The sequence below is a fragment of the Micromonospora sp. RHAY321 genome, assembly GCF_023896955.1.
Lineage (GTDB): Bacteria > Actinomycetota > Actinomycetes > Mycobacteriales > Micromonosporaceae > Micromonospora.
The window spans coordinates 109,065-127,778 of record NZ_JAMHIW010000001.1 but is presented as its reverse complement, the minus strand read 5'-3'; the positions used below and the strand labels follow the sequence as shown (position 1 = coordinate 127,778).

Here is an 18,714-nt window from a genome sequence, read left to right as displayed (position 1 = left end):
CGACCCGGAGCTCGTGCCGACTGTCGAGTCCGAGTTCGTAGTGTCCGCGTCGTATGTTTGCATGAACGCGTGGCCCGATCACCGGCCCAGCCGGACATGTCCGGCCCTCCTAGCGAACACGGCTAGGACTCGGGTACATGCAACCAGCGCCGCCCCAGCCCAGGCGCGTACGACCGCGCCCTGACGTCACTCAGGCATGGAGGCGGGAAAAACAGGTAAGCATCGGCTGGCCGGAGTTGGTCGATGTAGCCAGGGCACCCGCTTGCCCACGGCCTGCCCGGGGCAAAGTGCCGCCCTCCCCGGGCCCTTTCAGATGCAAGTCAGATGACTAAATCGGCGGTCACGACGTCTGCCTACTGTCAAAGTCCCGCCGGACGCTCCCGAGCTGGAGGAACACCATGAGTTCAGACTCGACGGCGAAGAACGTCGTCCTCGTGCATGGCGGCTTCGTGGATGGGTCCGGCTGGCAGGGCGTCTACGAAGAGCTCACCAAGGACGGCTACCGCGTCACCATCGTTCAGAACCCCACTGCCTCGCTCGCCGGTGACGTAGCCGCCACCCGGTGGATCCTCGATGGACAGGACGGGCCGGTGATCCTCGTCGGCCACTCCTATGGCGGAGCAGTCATCACCGAGGCCGGAAACCACCCTAAGGTGGCAGCGCTGGTCTACATCGCCGCGTTCGCCCCAGACAAGGGAGAGTCGGTGAACACCCTGATCGCCAACCCGCCACCCGGCGCTCCCGTGCCGCCGATCCTGCCACCCAGGGACGGTCTACTGCTGCTCGACCGGGAGAAGTTCCCCGACTCGTTCGCCGGCGATCTCCCCCCGCAGCAGGCCGCCTTCATGGCTGACTCCCAGGTCCCGTGGGGGGTGGACGCGCTGGGCGGTCAGGTGACCGAACCTGCCTGGCGCACCAAGCCGAGTTGGTACCTGGTCAGCACCGGGGACAACATGATCCCGCCGGCGGCGCAGCGGGCGATGAGCGAGCGCACCGGCGCGACCGTGGTGGAGGCGGCCGGAAGCCACTCGGTCTACGTTTCCCAGCCGGCAGCGGTGGCCTCGCTGATCAAGGATGCGGCCAACGGCGTGAACAGCACCGCCTAACAACTCCTAACGAAGTGATGTTGTGGGGTGGTTTCGAACGTGGCATCGCTTGATCAGCGCCGAGGCATCCCGCCATGCGGACTGTTGACGATGAGCGGCACGCTGTCTCGTGCCAGGAAATGGTGGCCCTCGAAGTGCTCCAGGTGAACGTGGCCGCCGTCATCCATGTTGGCTACATCGCGTAGCAGGTCGGCAAGGAACGACCGGCTCTCCGCGCCACCTTGGATGGTGAGATAGCTGCGATCGTCGACAGCAATGGCGACGGGACCCTGCGTCACTTCGATGACCACACCCCGGAGGTGCCGCGGGTGAGCGGACGGCGCAAGGCTGAGCTCACCTCCGCTTGCTACTAGGTCAGCGAGGTGACAAAGGTCTGCCCGGCCACTGGCGACGTCGACGCCTTCGGCTGCTGAGTAGTAGTCAAGCTTCACCCCGCAACCGTAAGCTCCCGCGTCTATCTAGCAACTTTCAGCTCTGAGCGGTGGAGTCGGCGCCAGCAGATGATGGCGCAGCCGAGGGTGAGGAACGCTTCGTGGATGTCGTCGCGGATCTCCCAGCGGATGCGCAGACGGCGGAACCAGTGCAGTAGGGCGATGGTCTGCTCGACGACCCAGCGTCGGGTGCCGAGCCCTGAGCGGTGGTCGGTGCCGCGTCGGGCGATACCTGGGGCGATGCCTTTGGCGCGTAACTCGCGGTGGTACGTGTCGTAGTCGTAGCCGCAGTCGGCATAGATCCGCTCGGGTCGTTGTCGCGGTCGGCCTCGGATGCCCTTGATCGGTGGGATCTTGTCGACCAGGGGCAGGAGTTGGGTTACATCGTGGCGGTTGCCGCCGGTGAGTGTGACGGCGAGGGGGATGCCGCCTGCGTCGGTGATGACGTGGTGTTTCGAGCCTGGCTTGCGGCGGTCGACCGGGCTTGGACCGGTTTTGGGCCGCCCTTGAGGGCCCGGATGTGGGTGCCGTCGATCACCGCCCGGGACATGTCGAGCTGGTCGGCGGCTCTCAGCTTGCCGAGCAGGACTTCGTGCAGGCGTTGCCACACGTCGGCGTCGTTCCAGTCCCGCAACCTACGCCAGCAGGCCATGCCCGACCCGAACCCGAGCTCTTGGGGTAGGTACTCCCACGGGATCGTGGTGTAGAGCACGAACAGGATCCCGCACAACACCTTGCGGTCGTCGAGGGGCTTGCGGCCCGTAAACCGGTGCCGGCGAGGCGGTCGAGGTGGCAGCAGCGGTTCGATCTCGGCCCAGGTCGTCCGAGACGCCGTCGGTCAGCTCCACCCATCGCAGAAACCCACCGCGAGGTCGACGCCTCGCCCCCGATTGTCATCACGTGACCCCTTGCGCTGCTGTCCGGTCCATCGCCTCGAAGGTAGGTGCCCAGGCAGGAGGATGTCCGACCGGATGCCCGCTGTCGGCTGATGCTGTCACCGGCCAGAGGATGCCGGCGTAGAAGTGCAGCCGGAGCAGCAGCGCGCCGAGCGGGCGAGGTGCGCCTCAAGCCCGGCGCAACGGCAGCCTGACCTTCGGCAAGGACGGAGGGCGCTGCAACATTTCGCCGATCGGCCGCCTCACCCCCCGACGGGCTCCTGGATAATCGGGCCTCGTTCGCCAGGCCCCGTTATCGGTAAGGAGCACTCGTGGCGAAGAACAAGCCGCCGTTCGCGATGAAGGCCATGCTCAGCCTGGAACGCGGCACAGCGAATGCCACCGAAACTCTGCGCCGATACGCTCCGCTCGCCGACGAGATCGGCGCCGACGGCATAGACGTCGACGTCGAACGCGCGGACCTGCTGCTGTCGGGCTCCCTCGTCGCCGTGAACGAGGAACGCGCCATGCACGCCATGGCACACCGGCTGCTGCACCGCTTCGGTTGGCGCGAGCAGGACTTCGTCTACTCGCGGAACGTCCGCTACGCCGAAACCCTCGAAGCACCGTCCGGCCCGCCGGCCACCCGCCTGATGATCGATCGGGCCGACCAGTACCTGGGCTGGGAGGGCGCGACCCACGGCGCCGGCCTCACCCCCGACCGCCGCCTGGAGATCGGGCCGGCCGAGGTCGACGTCGTCGCGCGGCTCTTCGTCACCGTCCCGGCGACCACGATCGCCGGGACCGTGGAGGCGCTGGAGCCGTGGCTGGCCCGCATCGAGCCCGCTGCGGTCAGCGTGAACCCGGGCCGCGCTGCCCTGTTGTACCTCGCTCGCGCCGACCTGCCGACCGAGGCGCAGATGCTCGGCCTGGGCCCGGTCGAGACCGGCCGCATCGAGGCGGACGCCGACCACCTCATCGAGACCGCGACGTCCGCCGACGGCACGACCCTCTGGCTGCGCCGCGGTAAGGACCCGCTCTCCCCGTTCTGGCCGGGCATCCTCGAGATCCGGGAACTGGTGATTGGCGACTCCTACCCGGGCTAGTCAGGTCGGTACGAGCCGGTGGCAGTGCCGCAGCCGGGCGGGGGAGCAGGACGCGTAGCTGCCGCCATCCGGTCACCCCTCTGCGTCAGGAATACATCAGGTGCAGCGTCATTCCGGCGTCGGCATGGGCCAGGTTGTGGCAGTGGTTGGCCCACATGCCGGGGTTGTCGGCCCGGAACGCCACCTTCCAGACCTCGCCGGGACGGACGTCGAACGAGTCCAGCCACAAGGGGCTCCCGGTCGCCGGTTTCCCGTTGCGGGACAGCACCAGGACGTGGTGTCCGTGCAGGTGCCACGGGTGCACGACCTGGGATCGGTTCACGATGGTGAACGCGACGACGTCGCCGAGGCGTACGACCTGGGGCGGGATGTCCGGGTCAGCGGCGCCGTTGACGGTGTGGGCGTACCGCGGAAGCAGTCCGGACAGGTCGAGGCCCCGATCGAGGACGAGCGTGAACTCCTTGTCGAACCGCGTCCAGGGCACCGGTGAGCCGACGCCGTAGGTGAGCGGATCCAGCATCGGCCATTCGCCGGGCGTCGCCGGCACCGCCCCGGTCGAGTAGACCGCCCGTCCGTCGACGAACAGCGCCACCGGTGTGGTGGGCGCGGTGAACACCAGGTCGTAGCGTCCCCCGGCCGGGATCAACACGGCGGTGTCCACGAGCGAGGTCGGGCCGCGCAGGTCGGAGCCGTCGATCGCGGCGACCCGGAACGGGGTCCCGGCCAGGGCGTACCGGTGCGTCGTGCTGTCGGTGTTGATCAGCCGCAGCCGCACGGGTGTCCCCGCCTCGACCGGTTCGGTTCTCGGCGCGGGCAGCGGGAGGCCGTCCAGGGTGTGCACCGGCACCGTGACGTCGACGCCGGTCACCGGTGCCGGGCGCACCACCAGGACGCCGTAGAGGCCCTTCCGCACGCCAATGTCGGACACCGCGTGCGTGTGGTACCAGTAGGTCCCGGCCTGATCGGCGCGGAACCGGTAGACGAACTCCTGCCCGGGCAGCACCGCCGCCTGCGTCACGCCGGGTACCCCGTCCTGGTCGTTCGGCACGTCGTACCCGTGCCAGTGCAGTGTGACGCCCCGCTCGATGTCCCGGTTGCGCAGCGTCACCTCCAGGACGTCGCCGACGGTGGCGGTCAGTTCCGGCCCGGGAACCTGCGCGTTGAACGCCCACGCCGCGACGTCCCGGCCGCTGACGTTCACCGTGGCGGTCCCGGCCGTCAGGGTGAACCGCCTGGTCGGTTCGCCCGCGGTCCGCGCATCCCGATATTCACGATCATGGGGTACGGCGGGAGCGGCGCCCGGAGCGGCGGCCAGCCCGGTTCCGGTCACCAGCGCCGCCACCGCCACCACGACAGCCGCCCGGGACACCGTCCGGGACGGGCGCCGGCCGAGGACGCGCCACGACACCACGGTGGCCGTGACGACCCCGGCGACCGCGAGCAGCCCCGCGCCCGCCGACGCCGGATAGCCGTGCAGGACGGTGACGAGCAGGCCGCCGCTCACGGCGTACCCGGCGAAGAGGAGCGGGACCGCGGCGGACCGGATGTCGGCCGGGGCCCGCAGCAGCCGCGGCCCGGCTGCGGCCACCGCCGCGAGCGACAGCGGCGCGGCGACCAGAACCTTCTCCGCCGCGAACCACCAGCCGGCGCGGGCCAGCGCGGTGATGGTGACCGCGCGCGCCAGCGTGGCGAGCAGCGCGAAGGCGGCCAGTCCCAACGCGAGGGGACGGCGCCGGGCGGCCGCCGCGGCGCCGCCGCCCAGCCACCCGGCGGCCGCGAGGACCGCGATCACGAGGTCGGCCGCGAGCAGGGAGCCGGTCGTCATGCCGGCTCCCTGACGGCCGTCGGAGTGACGTCCGCCGGCGCCGGCTGGGCCAGCCTTTGCGCTCCCCGGCTGACGCCGACCACGACGTGCACCGCGATGATTCCGATGAGGGCGTGCAGTGCCCCGATGGTGAGGCCGAACGCGGTGGTGGCGCCAGCGGCGTCGGTGGATCCGTTGGCGAGCGCGGCGACGAGCACCTGCACGAGGACGAGGCCGAGCGGCAGAATCGCCAGTCCGACGAGCCGGCCCGGCGCCCTCGCCAGCACGGCGAGCAGGATGGTGAGCAGGGTCAGGACGGGGATCACCGCCATTCCGTTGAAGCTGTGCAGGGCGTATGCGCCGTCGCCGGCGGGCTTGGTGAACGCGCCGACGGCGGCGAAGAGGAACTGCAGGGCGAATGAGACGAGCAGCAGAACGCTGACGATGACGAAGGCCTTGCGCATGGGGACCTCCTAGAGATGAGCCGGGGCCAGTGCCCGGGCAACGTGATCGGTGGCCGCGATCGCGCCGTACGCGACCAGCCGCACGAGGTCGGCGTCGGTCGGGTGGGAGAGCCGCCAGAGCGCGACGTCGCCCGCTCGGATCGCGTGGGGCGCGAACGCCGCCAGGAGCGCGATGCGCGTCCCGACGCGGTCCGTGCCGGGCAGGTCCCGGATCAGGTCGGCGGCCCACTCCGCGGGCCGGTCCGGGTGCCGTCCGTCCTCCCAGCGCACGGTCGCCGTGACGGTCTGGCGGGCCACGTCGCCCAGCAGCTCACCGCCTCGCAGGGCGGCGTCGCGCAGCGCCGCGTACGCGACGCCGACCGGGCTGTCCCCGGCCCAGGCCGGCGGTGTGGTGCCGGCGTCGAGAAGCGACAGACCGCGGCCCGGCTCCTTCGGCTCCCGGGCAGTCCTGGCGTAGAGGCGACCTCCGACGGAGCGCACCACGCGTGAGCGTTGCAGACCGGCGGGCAGCAGATCCGGGTCGAGGAGCGCCGAGACGACCCGGTTGATGAAGTGGAAGGCGAGCAGGGTGCCGGTGATCTCGGGGCGGTACGGGCTGGTCCAGGCGGCGGCCTTCGGGTTGCGGCTGGCCTCGGCCCATCCGACGAGTTCGGCGTGCCCCGGCGCCGGTGGCGTTGCGCCCGCGGCGATGGCCTCGGCCAGTTCGTGCTCGCTCAGCGCGTGCAGCAGCATCACATGGGCGTCGACGCAGAACCGGCAGCGGTTGGCCCGCGACACCGCCGACGCGACGACCTCGCGGTCGACCCGGGACGCGTCCCCGGCGAGCAGGGCCTCGCGCATCAGCGCCCAGGTCGCGGCCAGCACCTCCGGCACGGCCGACAGTGCCTGGAAGGTGGGCGCCGGCCCGAGGAACTCGTCGCGCAGTTGCCCGTAGACCTCCGCGGTGAGGCCGGTCGCGGCCTTCGGGGGAGGGGGAACGAAGAAGCGGTATGTCATGGACTCGATGTTTGCCTCGGCGGGCCGCGAAAGCGTCGTGCCGCCGCAGGCACTTGCCCCGCCGCCGATACCGCGCCCGCAGTACGCCTCATCTACTGCGCGCGCGGGACGCTTCCGCCACGACGGCCGTTCTACAGTTCGACCATGCGCCGCGACCTGCCGTACGCCCTCAGCGGTCTCACCCTCGGCGTCCTCCTGTTCGCCAACGCCGTGATCGCGCCGGACGCCGCACCGGTGCGGGTGGTCGACGTCGCCCTGATCGTGGTCATGGCGGCGGCCGTGGCGGTGTGTCGGCGCTACCCGGTGGTGGCGTTGATCGCGGTGACCGCCGCCATGCTGGGCCTCCACCTGCGGGTGCACGCCGGGGTGGCCGCCGCGTTTCCCGTCCTCGGCGCGGTCTACGTGGCCGCCTGGCGGGGGCACCGGTTGGTCACCGCCCTGGCCAGCGTCGTCTTCCTCGGCGGTTTCCTGGCCCGCGACATCTCGGTCGCGCCCGCCGGGCGGCCCGGTCAGCAGATCGTCGAGCGCAGCGCCCTGCTGCTGGGCTGGTTCGTGGCCGCGAACGTCGCCGGGCTCGTCGCCCGGCAGCGTCGGGCGTACCTGGAACAGGTCGAGCAGCGGGCGGTCGAGGCCGAACGCACCCGTGAGGAGATGGCGTTGCGCCGCGCCGGGGAGGAGCGCCTGCGCATCGCCCGGGATCTGCACGACTCGCTGACCCACAGCATCTCCGTCATCAAGGTGCAGGCGGGGATCGCCCTGCACCTGGCCCGCAAGCACGGCGAGGAACCGTCGGCCACGCTGCTGGCGATCCAGGAGGCCAGCAGCGCCGCGATGCGGGAACTGCGGTCGACGCTGGACGTCCTGCGCTCGCCCTCCGCCGCGGACTGCGTCGGGTTGGCCCGTGTGGACGAGCTCGCCGAGCGGACCCGGGCGGCGGGCGTGCCGGTGCAGGTGACCGTCACGGGTGAGCGCCGCGACCTGCCCGCCGAGGTCGACCAGGCCGGGTACCGGGTCGTCCAGGAGGCCCTGACCAACGTGGCCCGCCACGCCGGCCCCGCCACCGCGCGGATCACCGTCGAGTACGCCCCGGCAACGCTGACCGTCTCGGTCATCGACGACGGCCAGGCGTCGTCGGTCCGACCGGTGACACCCGGTGTGGGCCTGCGCGGTATGCGGGAACGGGTCACCGGACTGGGCGGCGTGCTGAACGCCGCCGCCCGTGACGACGGCGGGTTCGCGGTACGAGCCACGTTCCCGCTGGACGGCCCCGCATGATCCGCGTTCTGCTCGCCGACGACCAGGCTCTGATGCGGGCCGGATTCCGGGCGCTGCTCGACGCCGAGGACGACCTGGAGGTCGTGGGGGAGGCCGCCGACGGCGCCGCGGCCGTCGACCTGTCGCGACGCCTACGGCCGGACGTCGTGCTCATGGACGTGCAGATGCCGGGACTCGACGGCATCGAAGCCACCCGCCGCATCGCCGCCGATCCCGACCTCGCCGCGGTTCGCGTCCTCGTCCTGACCAACTACGGGCTCGACTCCTACGTCTTCGCCACCCTCCGCGCGGGCGCCAGCGGGTTCCTCCTGAAGGACGCCGACCCCGCCGACCTGCTGCAGGCCGTTGCTGTCGTGGCGCGCGGGGACGCGCTGCTCGCACCGGTGGTCACGCGGGCGCTCATCAGTGAGTTCGTCGCCGGCCCGCCCCGGGCCGACCCGGCCGCCGGCCGGCACGTGCTGACGGCCCGCGAACAGGAGATGGTCGAGCTCGTCGCCCGGGGGCTGAGCAACGACGAGATCGCCTCGCGCATGGTGATCAGCCCGTTGACCGCCAAGACACACGTCAACCGGGCCATGACGAAGCTGCACTGCCGTGACCGTGCCCAGCTGGTCGTGTGGGCGTACGAGTCGGGGTTGGTCACGCCGCGCCGTCGGTGACACCGGTCGTGTTCGGACGGCGGGTGGTCGTGCGCGCCACGACGTGCCACTCGTGCCGCGCTGCGGCCCTGGTGGGGCGTCCGAGCGCGGCCCGGGCGCAGTGAGCTCCCTGGTCGCGCAGGGACTGTGCCAGGGTGGTCAGCCCGGCGGGTGCGGCCGTGTCGCTGTCGTCCCAGCCGGTGACGGCCAGGTCGTCGGGTACGCGCAGGCCGGCGCGTGCGGCGGCTCGCAGGGCACCGAGGGCGAGTTCGTCACTCATGGCGGCGATGGCGTCCGGCGGGTCGGTGCCCTCCAGCAGTTCCGAGGCGAAGGTTTCGCCCTCGGTGATGTGGTTGACCGGGCAGACGGCCAGTCGCAGATCCGCGGCCGGATGGCCCGCGTGCGTCCAGGCGTCCCGGAAGCCCTCCCACCGGTGGCGGGTCACCGGGAACTTCATGCCTACCGGTTCGTCGCCGGTGAGCAGGTGACGGGTGCGGCTCCGGTCGAGCGGAAAGCCGAGCACGAGCGGACGCCGGGCCCCGGCGAACGCCACCTGTCCGATCGCAGCGGCTGCGGCCCGGTCGTCGATGCCGATCACCGGCATCCCCCGTCCGTGCGGACCGGCGTGGACCACCGCCGGCAGGCCGGTGTCGGTGACGGCGTCCAGGACCGGATCGTCGTCGCTGGTGGTCCAGACGACGAAGCCGTCCACGGCTGCCTGCGCGACACGCTGGGCGTCGGAGGGTGCGCCGGTGATCGGTACCAGGGTGAGTCCGACGCCCTCGGCGGCGCACACGTCGGAGACCCCCGCGAGGAAGCGCGCTGCCTGCGGATCGTCGAAGGCGTAGCTCAGCCGCTCACCGAGCACGACGCCGAGCGAGCCCGCCCGCCCGCGACGCAGGGAGCGGGCGGCCGGGTGTGGCCCGGGATAGCCCAACTCCAGCGCTGCCGCGCGTACCTTCGCCGCAGCCTCGGCCGACACCCGCTCAGGTTGGGAGTACACGTAGGAGACCGTCATCGGCGAGACGCCGGCGGCGAGAGCCACCTGGCGCATCGTCGGCCGCTGCTTCGGGTTGCCGGCGGGGCGGTTCATGGCCCAGACTCTACTTGTGTATCGATACACAGCGAGGCAGAAGCCTGCGATGGGCGTCCCGAGCGCTGCCGGGGTGACCTCGGCCGATCCCTCCGAGCCGAAAGACGCCGACTCGTTCGTGCGGGACGCGCCGACCGTGCTCTCGTACGCCGCGGTGGGCTGCTACACGTTCTGGCTGTACGCCTTCGGGCCGGCGGTGAGCCTGTTGCGTGCGGAGGTGGGTTTCTCCTACACGCTGCTCGGCGTCTACTCGGTGTTGTGGTCGATGGGCGCGGCCCTGGCCGGCGCCGGGTTCGCGTGGGCGGCCCGCCGTCTGGCGAGGGACGTGCTGCTGTGGTCCTCCGCTCTGGCCACCGTCATCGGTGCGGCTCTGTTCACCCTTGGCCAGGGCGTCCCCGCCACTCTGCTCGGAGCCGGGGTGTTCGGTCTGGCCGGGACGACGCTGCTGACCGTGATCCAGGCGATCCTGTCCGACCGGCACGGTCGCCGACGGGACCGGGCGCTGACCGAGGCCAACATCGGCGCCGGCGCGTCCGCGGTGTTCGCCCCGCTGGTCCTCGGCGCGCTGGCGGCCAGCGCGGTGGGCTGGCGCGCCGCGTTCGCGTTGCCGGCCGCCGTCCTCGTGGTGCTCTACCTGCGCTACCGCCGCCAACCGCTGCCGACGGCGCCTCAGCGCCACGCCACCCGGGGTGCCGGACGGCTGCCGGTGGCCTGCTGGCTGTTCGCCGTGCTGACCGCGGTCAGTTCGGCGATCGAGTTCTGTCTGGTCTATTTCGGCCCCCAGATGCTCCTGCACACCGGCTTGTCCGCCGCCGCGGCCAGCACCGCGCTGAGCAGCAACTACCTCGGCATCCTGATCGGGCGTCTGCTCGGCGCGCGGCTCACCCGCCGCGCCGGCCGGAGCGTCGCCCTTCTGTACGCCTCACTGGCGGTCACCGCTGCCAGCTTCGTCCTGTTCTGGCTGACCGATCAACCTGCCCTCGCGATCCTGGGGTTGTTCCTGTGTGGAGTGGGCATCGCGAACCTCTATCCGCTCGCACTCGCGCTCACCCTCGACGCCGCCGACGGTCGTGAGGACCGCGCCAACGCCCGCTCGCAGATGATCCTCGGCCTGGTCGCCGCCGCTTCCCCCTACCTGCTCGGCAGCCTGGCAGACCAGCACGGACTGGCCACCGCCTTCGCGCTGGAGCCGGTGCTGATCGGCCTCTGCGTCCTGCTGCTGTGGGGCGGGCTTCGCGCCCGCCGCACCACCGCGTAGACGAGCGCCTCGCCGCGATTCACCCCGAAAGCTCCAGTCGGGCATCCGTGCCCGTCGGGATGAGCGCCGCCGGTCGTTGGCCGAGCTTCCCGGCTTTCAGCGGTTGCGCGGGGTCACCAGACCGGATTCGTAGGCGAGGACCACGAGTTGGGCACGGTCACGGGCGTGGAGTTTCGTCATCGCCCGGTTGATGTGGGTCTTGGCGGTCAGCGGGCTGATCACCAGGCGTTCGGCGATCTGGTCATTGGACAGGCCCTGCGCAAGCAGGGCCACGGTCTCGCGTTCGCGATTGGTCAGCCCGTGCAGAGTCCTCTCCGAAACCGCGTGGAGCGGCGCGGTGACGTACCGATCGATCAGCTTGCGGGTGATCGACGGCGCGAGGAGGGCGTCACCGCGCGCGGCGACGCGGATGGCGTGCAGGAAGTCTTCAGGCTCGATGTCCTTGACGAGGAACCCGGCGGCGCCGGCGCGCAGCGCGTGGAAGACGTGTTCGTCGAGGCCGTAGTTGGTCAGGATGACGACGTGCACCCGCGCCAGGGCCGGGTCGGCGGCGATGCGCCGGGTCGCCTCGATGCCGTCCAGGACGGGCATCTGGATGTCGACGAGCGCGATGTCGGGCAGGTGCTTCCTGGCGAGAGCCAGGCCCTCCGCGCCGTCGGCGGCCTCGGCCACCACCTCGATGTCGTCCTCGACGTCGAGGAGCGCGCGGAAACCGCTGCGCAGGAGCGGCTGATCGTCGACCAGCAGGACGCGGATCATGCCGTCCGGCTCACGGGGAGCTCGGCGTGGACGGTGAAGCCGCCCTCGTCGCGTGGTTCCGCGCGGAGGCGACCGCCGAGCGCGGTGACGCGTTCGCGCATTCCGAGCAGCCCGACGCCAGGCATCGGGGCGGTGTCCGGGGTGGCACTGCCGTCGTCGTCGACCCGGATCGCCAGGGCGTCCGGGCGGTAGTCGATGCGGACCGAGGCCGAGGCGGCGGCGGCGTGACGCGCAATGTTGGTCAGCGACTCCTGAACGATCCGGTAGGCGGTCCGGTCCACCGCGGCGGGCACCTCGGGTCGTTGTCCTTCGATCGTCAACGTCGCGTCCAGGCCGGTCATCCGGGCCCGTTGCACCAGGTCCGGGAGTTGGTCGAGCCCGTGCGGCGGTGCCGTGCCGTCGTCGCGCAGCGTCTCCAGGGTCGCCCGTAGTTCGCGGGTCGCCTCACGGCCGGCCTCCCGGATCGCCAGCAGGGCCTCCGGCACCTGCTCACCGCGCTTGCGCGCCAGGTGGACGGCGACCTCGGCCTGCACCTTGATGATCGAGATCTGGTGGGTGAGCGAGTCGTGCAGCTCCCGCGCGATGTGCAGTCGCTCCTCGTCGGCGCGGCGTCTTGCGGTCTCCTCCCGCGTGCGCTCAGCTTCGTCCGCCCGCCGCTCGGCCTGCCGCAGCGCTTCACCCGCGGCGCCGGCGGCGACCAGCCAGGCCAGTTCCAGGGCGCCCCGGGCACGCGCGAGCGCCTCGGTCACGGACATCTCCTGTGGCAGGGCGAGGGCCGCGAGGGGGAGAGCGGCCAGCATCAGCACGGCCGCCACCACCGTGACGACGCGATGGCCCGCCCGCACGGCGGCGTACACGGCGAACAGGAACGCGACGGCGGGCACGTCGAAGCCGACCGCCTGGTAGCCCACCGCGCACAGCCCGGTGACGGCCAGGACGGGTACGGGAGCCCGGCGGCGCGCGGACAGGGCCAGGCCACCGGCGACCAGCAGCGCGTAGCCGAGCAGGTCGGTGTTCGTGGCGGAGTGGTCCTCGGACAGCCCGGCGATCAGCAGCACCGCCGCCACGCAGACGGCGATGGCCCAGTCTCTGACACCGGCCCGAACAGCGGGCCGTCCTGTGCTCATGGGCGCACCTTAGCCCGATGTCACCGTGGGGCGACTCCTGCTGGCGGACGAGCTGTCGTCTACCGCGAACGCAGTACCTTCGCGGCGCCTGCGGCGTCCGCAGCAGCGGGATGCGTCAGCGATGGCAGCGCGAACTGCCTGCGGCTGCGGGACGACGGGCGGTGTGAACGGCGACAGGATCAGGGCGACATCAGAACCTCGGAAGCCAGACGTACGAAAGGGGAGCGGACCATGAGCTCACCGGTAGCCCTCAGGTCAGTTCGACGTGTGCTCGCCGTGACCGGAGCCGTCCTGATCGGAGGCGTCGGGTTCGCCGCCCCGGCGGCCGCGCAGGTGGCGACCCAGCCGGCCGCCGCCAGTGTCACCACCATGAGCGCCGGTCGACTCGGGGCGAGCGTGGGCGGGGTGCTGGGGCTGGTCGGCGTGATCATCGGCGGGCTGGCGCTGGCCCGCCCCGGCGGTCGGCTCGGCACCGGGCACCTCGGGGCCTTCGCGGCCCTGGCGGCAGGGCTGATCGCCATGGCCCTCGGCGGGCTGGTCGTGGTCACCTCCGACAGCGGCATCGGCACCGGCAACGGGCGCGGCGGAGCGTACGTGGCCCTGGTGGTGGGGCTGATCGCCCTGGTCGTCGGCGGGTTGGCTCTGGCCCGGCCCCGCCGCGCTGACTGACCGCCGCGTCGCTGACCCGGCGGAGTGCCGGGTCAGTGGCGACGCGGCAGGTGGGTGCAGTGCACAACCGTGGCGTCGTCAGGAACCTGGGCATCGGCGCCCACGGGGCCGCGGGCTTCGGCCTGCCGGACGCGGCGGATGACCTCGGCCGGCCCGTCCGCGCCGAGCAGGCCGAGCACGCCCGGCCAGTCGGTCAGGTCGTACGGGCTGACGATGCGGCTGGCCCCGTTGCTGAGCAACGCGAGGCCGGCCAGGCCGTCGAGGGACCGGCTGCCGGTCACCGCTTCCTCCGCGGCCCGCGGATCATCCTTGGCGATCCAGTAGCCGCCCGGTTGGTTGCGTCGGGACCGCATCGTCCGAACGCAGGACTCTCGGATGCGGTCGTACTCCGGTGTGCCCGTCGCAACGCCCTCCAACGGTGCCGAGCAGAGGCGCCTGCTGGCGACCTCACGCTCGTCGGTGATGACCTGCGGACCGTCCCCGGCCTCATCGAGGACGAGGAAGGAGTCCGCGAGCAGGAGGTGATCCAGGCGGCCCTGGTGGGCGCGGACGATCGCCACGGTCGCCTGCGGGCTGCTGGGGTCGGTGAGGTCGCAGGTGCTGCGGTGATCGGCCGCTGTCTCGTCGATCGCGTCGGCGAGGATCGCCGCGAGGTCCCGCCCGTCGTCCCGCGACAGCCGGCCGAGCAGCGCGCCGCCGAGACGGTGCGTGTACCAGGCGACACCGTGGGAGCAGATGGACTCGGTGCCCGGGATGCCCGCGCCGTCCAGCAGCACGGCGGCGCCGGGAACAGCGCCGGCGAAGTCCTCGTTCGGGCGGCCGGCCCTACCCGCGCTGGTGGCCATGCTGACCTGCACTCGTGGGCTCCTCAGCCGTGGATGGCGGGGATGACGATCATGTGCATCCAAAACGGAACTGACGTTCTCGCCCGGCTTGCTGTGTCCATTGTGATGACCTGCGACCACGAACCGTATGACGTAGCTGGGACTCCCGCACCGCCCGTGATGCGGCTCGCGATATCTCAGAGCAGAGGCCAGTGACACATCGGCCTTTCGGTTAGGTTTCAGCAGACCTTTGGTCTACCGTCTGTTCAGACGGTCGGCGCCGCAGAGACGGAGTGCCGCCGGTCGCGATGCGGAGGAACCAGCATGATCACCACCACCGACCGGCCCACCCCGACAAGCGCTCGCATCAACCACGACGCGTCGACCCGCTCACCCGCCACGAAGCTGCTCCTCGCAATGGCGGCGTTGCCCGCCGACGATCCGTCACGTGCCGCGCTCCGGGACCGGGCGATCGAGGCTTGGCTGCCGCTGGCCACCCACCTCGCCCACCGCTACAGCGGGCGCGGCGAGCCGACCGGGGACCTCACGCAGACTGCGGCGTTGGGCCTGATCAAGGCAGTCGACAAGTTCGACCCATCCCGTGGCGTCGACTTCGCCGGTTACGCCATCCCCACCATCGTCGGGGAGATCAAGCGCCACTTCCGGGACCGCACGTGGGACATTCGGGTGCCCCGCCGGCTGCAGGAGCTGCGCCTGGCGATCTCGGAATCCAACAGCACGCTGCTGCAGACGTTGGGTCGTTCGCCGACGGTCGCCGACATCGCCGCCCACCTCAAGCTCACCGAGGAAGAGGTCCTGGAAGGACTGGAAGGTGCGCGGGCGTACAACGCGGTGTCGCTGTCGACCCCGGTCGGCGACGGCGAGCGGGCCACCGAACTGGGCGAGATGCTGGGCGGCGAAGACGCCGAGTTCGCCATCGCTGAGCTGCGGGTGGCGCTCGGTCCGGCGCTGGCCACGCTCGACGAGCGTGAGCAAAAGATCCTCACCCTGCGCTTCTACGGCAACCAGACGCAGAGCGAAATCGCTGCACAGGTCGGCGTCTCGCAGATGCACGTGTCCCGCCTGCTGGCCCGCGCGCTGGCCAAGCTGCGCACCACGCTGGTCGACGCCTACTGACCACCGCCCACCTCGCCGGTCGCCAGCGCCGCCCACGTGACGCGATCAGCGACGCCGCTGCGCCGGGTCGAGCAGGGCGGGCGGCGTGTCGAACTTCTCGTGTGCGGCGAGGTCGACGCCGGGAGCGACGATCGTGTCGATGGCGTCGAGCACGTCGGCGGAGAGCACGGTGTCCGCGGCGGCGAGCTGCGAGTGCAGATGGTCCATCGTGCGGGGGCCGATGATCGCGCTGGTCACGGCGGGGTGTGCGGTGACGAAGCCGAGCGCGAGCTGGATCATCGTCAGACCGGCGTCGTCGGCGATCGTGGCGAGCTGCTCGACGGCATCGAGTCGGGCCCGGTTGGTGGGGATGGTGGTGTCGAATCGTTGCGGCATGAATGTCGAACGGCTGGTGGTGATGTCCTGGCCCGCGCGGACGGCACCGGACAGCCAGCCCGAGGCCAACGGGCTCCATGCCAGGACGCCGAGCCCGTACTGCTCGGTCACGGGCAGGACGTGGGCCTCGATCCCGCGCTGCAGAATCGAGTAGCTGGGCTGTTCGGTGACGTAACGGCTCAGGTGGTGCTCCCGGGCGGCCCACTCGGCCTGCACGATGCGGTACGCGGGGAACGTCGACGAGCCGAAGTAGCGGATCTTCCCCGCCCGCTGAAGGTCGGTCAGCGCCGACAGGGTTTCCTCGTCGCTGGTCCTCGGGTCCCAGCGGTGGATCTGGTAGAGATCGACATGGTCGACGCCCAGACGGCGCAGGCTGTCGTCCAGGGCGGTGACCAACCACCGTCGGGAACTGCCCTGATGGTTGCGTTCGTCGCCCATGGGCATGGTCGCCTTCGTGGCCAGCACGATGTCGTCACGGCGGCCGGCGATGGCCCTGCCGACCATCTCCTCCGACTCGCCCTGGCTGTACATGTCGGCGGTGTCGATGAGGTTGATCCCGCCCTCCAGGGCGGCGTCGACCATGGCGGTGACCTCGTCCTGGGTGGTACGGCCCAGACTGCCGAAGTTCATGGCGCCGAGCACGAGCGTGCTGACCTGCACACCGGTCCGGCCCAAAGTGCGGTACTGCATGAGTTGTTCCTCCTGAGGGGCGGCTGGGTTCCGGCTCGCCCGTTCTGGCATCATGGGCAAGCGGAACAGTGTTCCGTTAACCAATATACGGAACAGCGTTCCGTTTGCCAAGCGGAGTGACGGAGGTGGTGAGGCCGTGGTCGACACCGACGGCGGGTCCGGGTCGCCAGCCCCCCGGAAGCGCGCCGACGCCAGGCGCAACCAGGAGACACTGCTGGACGCTGCCGCCGCGGCGTTCATCGCCTCCGGCGTCGATGCCCCGGTGCGCGACATCGCGGCCCGGGCCGGCGTTGGCGTGGGCACGATCTACCGGCACTTCCCGACGCGCGCCGACCTCATCGTCGCCGTCTACCGACACCAGGTGGAGGCGTGCGCCGCGGCCGGCCCGACGCTGTTGGCGAGCAGCGGCACCCCGCACGCCGCCCTGGCGCGGTGGATCGACCTCTTCGTCGACTTCCTGGTCACCAAGCACGGCCTCGCCGAGGCGTTGCAGTCCGACGATGCCGCCTTCCAGACCCTGCACGCCTACTTCATCGACCGCCTCGTGCCCGTGTGCGCCCAACTGCTCGACGCCGCTGCCAGGGCGGGCGAGATCCGCCGCGACGTGCAGGCCTACGAGTTGCTGCGCGGCGTCGGCAACCTGTGCATCGGTGCGGACAACAACCCCCGCTACGACGCGCGACGCATGGTCGAACTCGTCATCGCAGGACTGCGCGTCCACCAGGGAGGGTCGGCCGCGACATCGTGACGTGCCCGGCGGTCACCGGACCGCCGGTGGTCAGGCGTCGGCGCGGGCGGCGAGGGCGTCCACCAGACGGCGGGCCGAGCCGGCCAGGTTCCACGTCGAGGCCAGCTCGAGCAGGCGGTCCGGGTCGACGGGCGCCGTCGGCAGCGCGGTGGGCAGCTCGGGCAGCGGCACGTCCAGCGCGACCCGGACCACCGTCGGCGCGACGGCCAGGTAGTCGCGGGCGGCTGCCAGCTTGGCGCGCAGGCCCGGCGCGAAGGACGAGTCCGAGTCGTCCAGGGCGGCCAGGATGCCGGCGATGTTCCCGTACCGTTCGATGAGCCGGGCGGCGGTCTTCTCGCCCACGCCCGGCACCCCGGGCAGGCCGTCACTGGGGTCGCCGCGCAGCGCGGCGAAGTCGGCGTACCGGTCGGCCGGCACACCGTAGCGTGCGCGCACCGCCGCGTCGTCGCAGTCGTCGAGTTTCGCCACGCCCCGCCCGACGTAGAGCAGCCGGACCGGCCGGGCGTCGTCGATGAGCTGGAACAGGTCCCGGTCGCCGGAGACCACCTCCACCGGGCCCGGCTGGGTCACCGACAGCGTGCCCAGCACGTCGTCGGCCTCGTAGCCGGCCGCCCCGACCACGGTGATGCCGACGGCGGCCAGCACCTCGAGGATCATCGGCACCTGCGGGGAGAGCGTGTCCGGTACGACCTCGCCGCCCTGCGGAGCCACCCGGTGCGCCTTGTACGACGGCAGCAGGTCGACCCGCCACGCCGGGCGCCAGTCGTAGTCCATGGCGCAGACCATCCGGTCCGCACCGCGCCCGCGGATCAGCGTGGCGAGCATGTCGAGGAAACCGCGGACCGCGTTGACCGGGGTGCCGTCCTCGGCCGAGGCGGCCGACTCGGGGATGCCGAAGTATGCGCGGAAGTAGAGGCTGGGTGCGTCGATCAGCAGGATCGGGGATCGGTGTGCCACGCCCGACAGCCTGGCACAGCCCTCCGACGATCGGGGGTACGCCCGGCCGCCGGTGGTGTCAGCGCCGCTCGCCGCGCCGGTAGAGGGTCTCGCGCCGGGCCAGGTACTGCACGACGTAGCTCGCCACCAGCAGCAGGATCGCCACCACCACCTCGACCCAGGCCGCGACGCCGTCGGCCACGGTGAGGCCGATGACCAGCAGAACCAGGCCGACAAGCGCGAGGACCCCGGCCCACAGCTGCCGGCGACGACGGGTCGCCGCCGGGTTCGCCTCGTTCGGTGCCACGTCGGTCCTCCCGGTCGGGGTGCCCGCGCGGGCACTCCGATCCAGGCTATGACCTCCGGGGACGTCCGGGCCGGCAAACCGCGCTGCGGGCTGGTC

At 71.5% G+C, this 18,714-nt stretch carries 20 protein-coding genes; 8 read left to right on the top strand and 12 right to left on the bottom strand.

The genetic code is table 11. The features are described from left to right. The first annotated feature begins 398 nt into the window (after positions 1 to 398). Positions 399 to 1,106, top strand: a complete 708-nt coding sequence (locus M8C17_RS00685; protein WP_252414150.1) for an alpha/beta hydrolase — start codon at positions 399 to 401, stop codon at positions 1,104 to 1,106. Between the two features lie 53 nt (positions 1,107 to 1,159). Here the strand turns inward: M8C17_RS00685 and M8C17_RS00680 are convergent, their stop codons facing one another. Both M8C17_RS00680 and M8C17_RS00675 read right to left on the bottom strand, forming a co-directional pair. Then, positions 1,160 to 1,537: a hypothetical protein gene (locus M8C17_RS00680; protein WP_252414149.1), complete on the bottom strand. Its 378-nt coding sequence runs from the start codon at positions 1,535 to 1,537 to the stop codon at positions 1,160 to 1,162. 23 nt (positions 1,538 to 1,560) lie between these two features. Then, a protein-coding gene (locus M8C17_RS00675) for an IS5 family transposase (protein WP_252415046.1) occupies positions 1,561 to 2,345 on the bottom strand; the annotation gives its coding sequence in 2 pieces (ribosomal slippage) (positions 1,561 to 2,036 and positions 2,036 to 2,345; 786 coding nt in all). A 399-nt stretch (positions 2,346 to 2,744) separates the two neighbouring features. On the opposite strand from M8C17_RS00675, the gene M8C17_RS00670 reads away from it, so the two are divergent. Continuing rightward, positions 2,745 to 3,518: a hypothetical protein gene (locus tag M8C17_RS00670; RefSeq protein WP_252414148.1), complete on the top strand. Its 774-nt coding sequence runs from the start codon at positions 2,745 to 2,747 to the stop codon at positions 3,516 to 3,518. An 85-nt stretch (positions 3,519 to 3,603) separates the two neighbouring features. Here the strand turns inward: M8C17_RS00670 and M8C17_RS00665 are convergent, their stop codons facing one another. Genes M8C17_RS00665 through M8C17_RS00650 form a run of 3 tightly spaced genes read right to left on the bottom strand, consistent with a single transcriptional unit; the run spans position 3,604 to position 6,782 of the window. Then, entirely contained in the window at positions 3,604 to 5,343 is a 1,740-nt protein-coding gene (locus M8C17_RS00665; RefSeq protein ID WP_305884669.1) for a multicopper oxidase family protein, read from the bottom strand. Then, positions 5,340 to 5,786, bottom strand: coding sequence for a DUF6220 domain-containing protein (locus M8C17_RS00655; RefSeq protein ID WP_252414147.1), 447 nt, complete (start codon positions 5,784 to 5,786; stop codon positions 5,340 to 5,342). Before M8C17_RS00655 ends, M8C17_RS00665 begins: the two co-directional genes overlap by 4 nt. A 9-nt stretch (positions 5,787 to 5,795) precedes the next feature. Further along, positions 5,796 to 6,782 (bottom strand): carboxymuconolactone decarboxylase family protein, encoded by a 987-nt coding sequence (locus tag M8C17_RS00650; protein WP_252414146.1) that lies wholly within the window; start codon positions 6,780 to 6,782, stop codon positions 5,796 to 5,798. A 144-nt stretch (positions 6,783 to 6,926) separates the two neighbouring features. Between M8C17_RS00650 and M8C17_RS00645 the strand changes: the two genes are divergently transcribed. Together M8C17_RS00645 and M8C17_RS00640 are read left to right on the top strand one after the other, a co-directional pair. After that, positions 6,927 to 8,057, top strand: a complete 1,131-nt coding sequence (locus tag M8C17_RS00645; RefSeq protein ID WP_252414145.1) for a sensor histidine kinase — start codon at positions 6,927 to 6,929, stop codon at positions 8,055 to 8,057. Then, complete coding sequence (locus M8C17_RS00640) at positions 8,054 to 8,716, top strand: response regulator transcription factor (RefSeq protein ID WP_252414144.1); 663 nt, start codon at positions 8,054 to 8,056, stop codon at positions 8,714 to 8,716. Before M8C17_RS00645 ends, M8C17_RS00640 begins: the two co-directional genes overlap by 4 nt. Here M8C17_RS00640 and M8C17_RS00635 read toward each other — a convergent pair. Continuing rightward, positions 8,697 to 9,788 (bottom strand): LacI family DNA-binding transcriptional regulator, encoded by a 1,092-nt coding sequence (locus tag M8C17_RS00635; RefSeq protein WP_252414143.1) that lies wholly within the window; start codon positions 9,786 to 9,788, stop codon positions 8,697 to 8,699. The two genes, M8C17_RS00640 and M8C17_RS00635, sit on opposite strands and share 20 nt — an antisense overlap. A gap of 49 nt (positions 9,789 to 9,837) precedes the next feature. On the opposite strand from M8C17_RS00635, the gene M8C17_RS00630 reads away from it, so the two are divergent. Next, positions 9,838 to 11,046: a sugar MFS transporter gene (locus tag M8C17_RS00630; RefSeq protein WP_252414142.1), complete on the top strand. Its 1,209-nt coding sequence runs from the start codon at positions 9,838 to 9,840 to the stop codon at positions 11,044 to 11,046. A 96-nt stretch (positions 11,047 to 11,142) separates the two neighbouring features. Here the strand turns inward: M8C17_RS00630 and M8C17_RS00625 are convergent, their stop codons facing one another. Further along, positions 11,143 to 11,805, bottom strand: a complete 663-nt coding sequence (locus tag M8C17_RS00625; protein ID WP_252414141.1) for a response regulator transcription factor — start codon at positions 11,803 to 11,805, stop codon at positions 11,143 to 11,145. After that, a complete protein-coding gene (locus tag M8C17_RS00620; RefSeq protein WP_252414140.1) occupies positions 11,802 to 12,932 on the bottom strand; it encodes a sensor histidine kinase in 1,131 nt (376 codons plus the stop codon). Before M8C17_RS00620 ends, M8C17_RS00625 begins: the two co-directional genes overlap by 4 nt. Positions 12,933 to 13,208: 276 nt before the next feature. On the opposite strand from M8C17_RS00620, the gene M8C17_RS00615 reads away from it, so the two are divergent. Continuing rightward, on the top strand, positions 13,209 to 13,601 hold the full coding sequence (locus tag M8C17_RS00615; RefSeq protein WP_252414139.1) for a DUF6223 family protein: 393 nt from the start codon (positions 13,209 to 13,211) through the stop codon (positions 13,599 to 13,601). 32 nt (positions 13,602 to 13,633) lie between these two features. On the opposite strand, the gene M8C17_RS00610 is transcribed toward M8C17_RS00615, so the two are convergent. Continuing rightward, positions 13,634 to 14,458, bottom strand: a complete 825-nt coding sequence (locus M8C17_RS00610; protein ID WP_252414138.1) for a hypothetical protein — start codon at positions 14,456 to 14,458, stop codon at positions 13,634 to 13,636. 384 nt (positions 14,459 to 14,842) lie between these two features. Between M8C17_RS00610 and M8C17_RS00605 the strand changes: the two genes are divergently transcribed. Then, positions 14,843 to 15,562, top strand: a complete 720-nt coding sequence (locus M8C17_RS00605) for a SigB/SigF/SigG family RNA polymerase sigma factor (protein WP_252415044.1) — start codon at positions 14,843 to 14,845, stop codon at positions 15,560 to 15,562. A 45-nt stretch (positions 15,563 to 15,607) separates the two neighbouring features. Here the strand turns inward: M8C17_RS00605 and M8C17_RS00600 are convergent, their stop codons facing one another. Next, complete coding sequence (locus M8C17_RS00600; RefSeq protein ID WP_252414137.1) at positions 15,608 to 16,627, bottom strand: aldo/keto reductase; 1,020 nt, start codon at positions 16,625 to 16,627, stop codon at positions 15,608 to 15,610. 136 nt (positions 16,628 to 16,763) lie between these two features. On the opposite strand from M8C17_RS00600, the gene M8C17_RS00595 reads away from it, so the two are divergent. Further along, positions 16,764 to 17,375, top strand: a complete 612-nt coding sequence (locus M8C17_RS00595; RefSeq protein ID WP_252414136.1) for a TetR/AcrR family transcriptional regulator — start codon at positions 16,764 to 16,766, stop codon at positions 17,373 to 17,375. 30 nt (positions 17,376 to 17,405) lie between these two features. On the opposite strand, the gene M8C17_RS00590 is transcribed toward M8C17_RS00595, so the two are convergent. Both M8C17_RS00590 and M8C17_RS00585 read right to left on the bottom strand, forming a co-directional pair. Further along, positions 17,406 to 18,332, bottom strand: a complete 927-nt coding sequence (locus M8C17_RS00590; RefSeq protein ID WP_252414135.1) for a 5'-3' exonuclease — start codon at positions 18,330 to 18,332, stop codon at positions 17,406 to 17,408. A 58-nt stretch (positions 18,333 to 18,390) separates the two neighbouring features. Continuing rightward, positions 18,391 to 18,618, bottom strand: coding sequence for a hypothetical protein (locus M8C17_RS00585; RefSeq protein WP_252414134.1), 228 nt, complete (start codon positions 18,616 to 18,618; stop codon positions 18,391 to 18,393). Between the last annotated feature and the right edge of the window lie 96 nt (positions 18,619 to 18,714).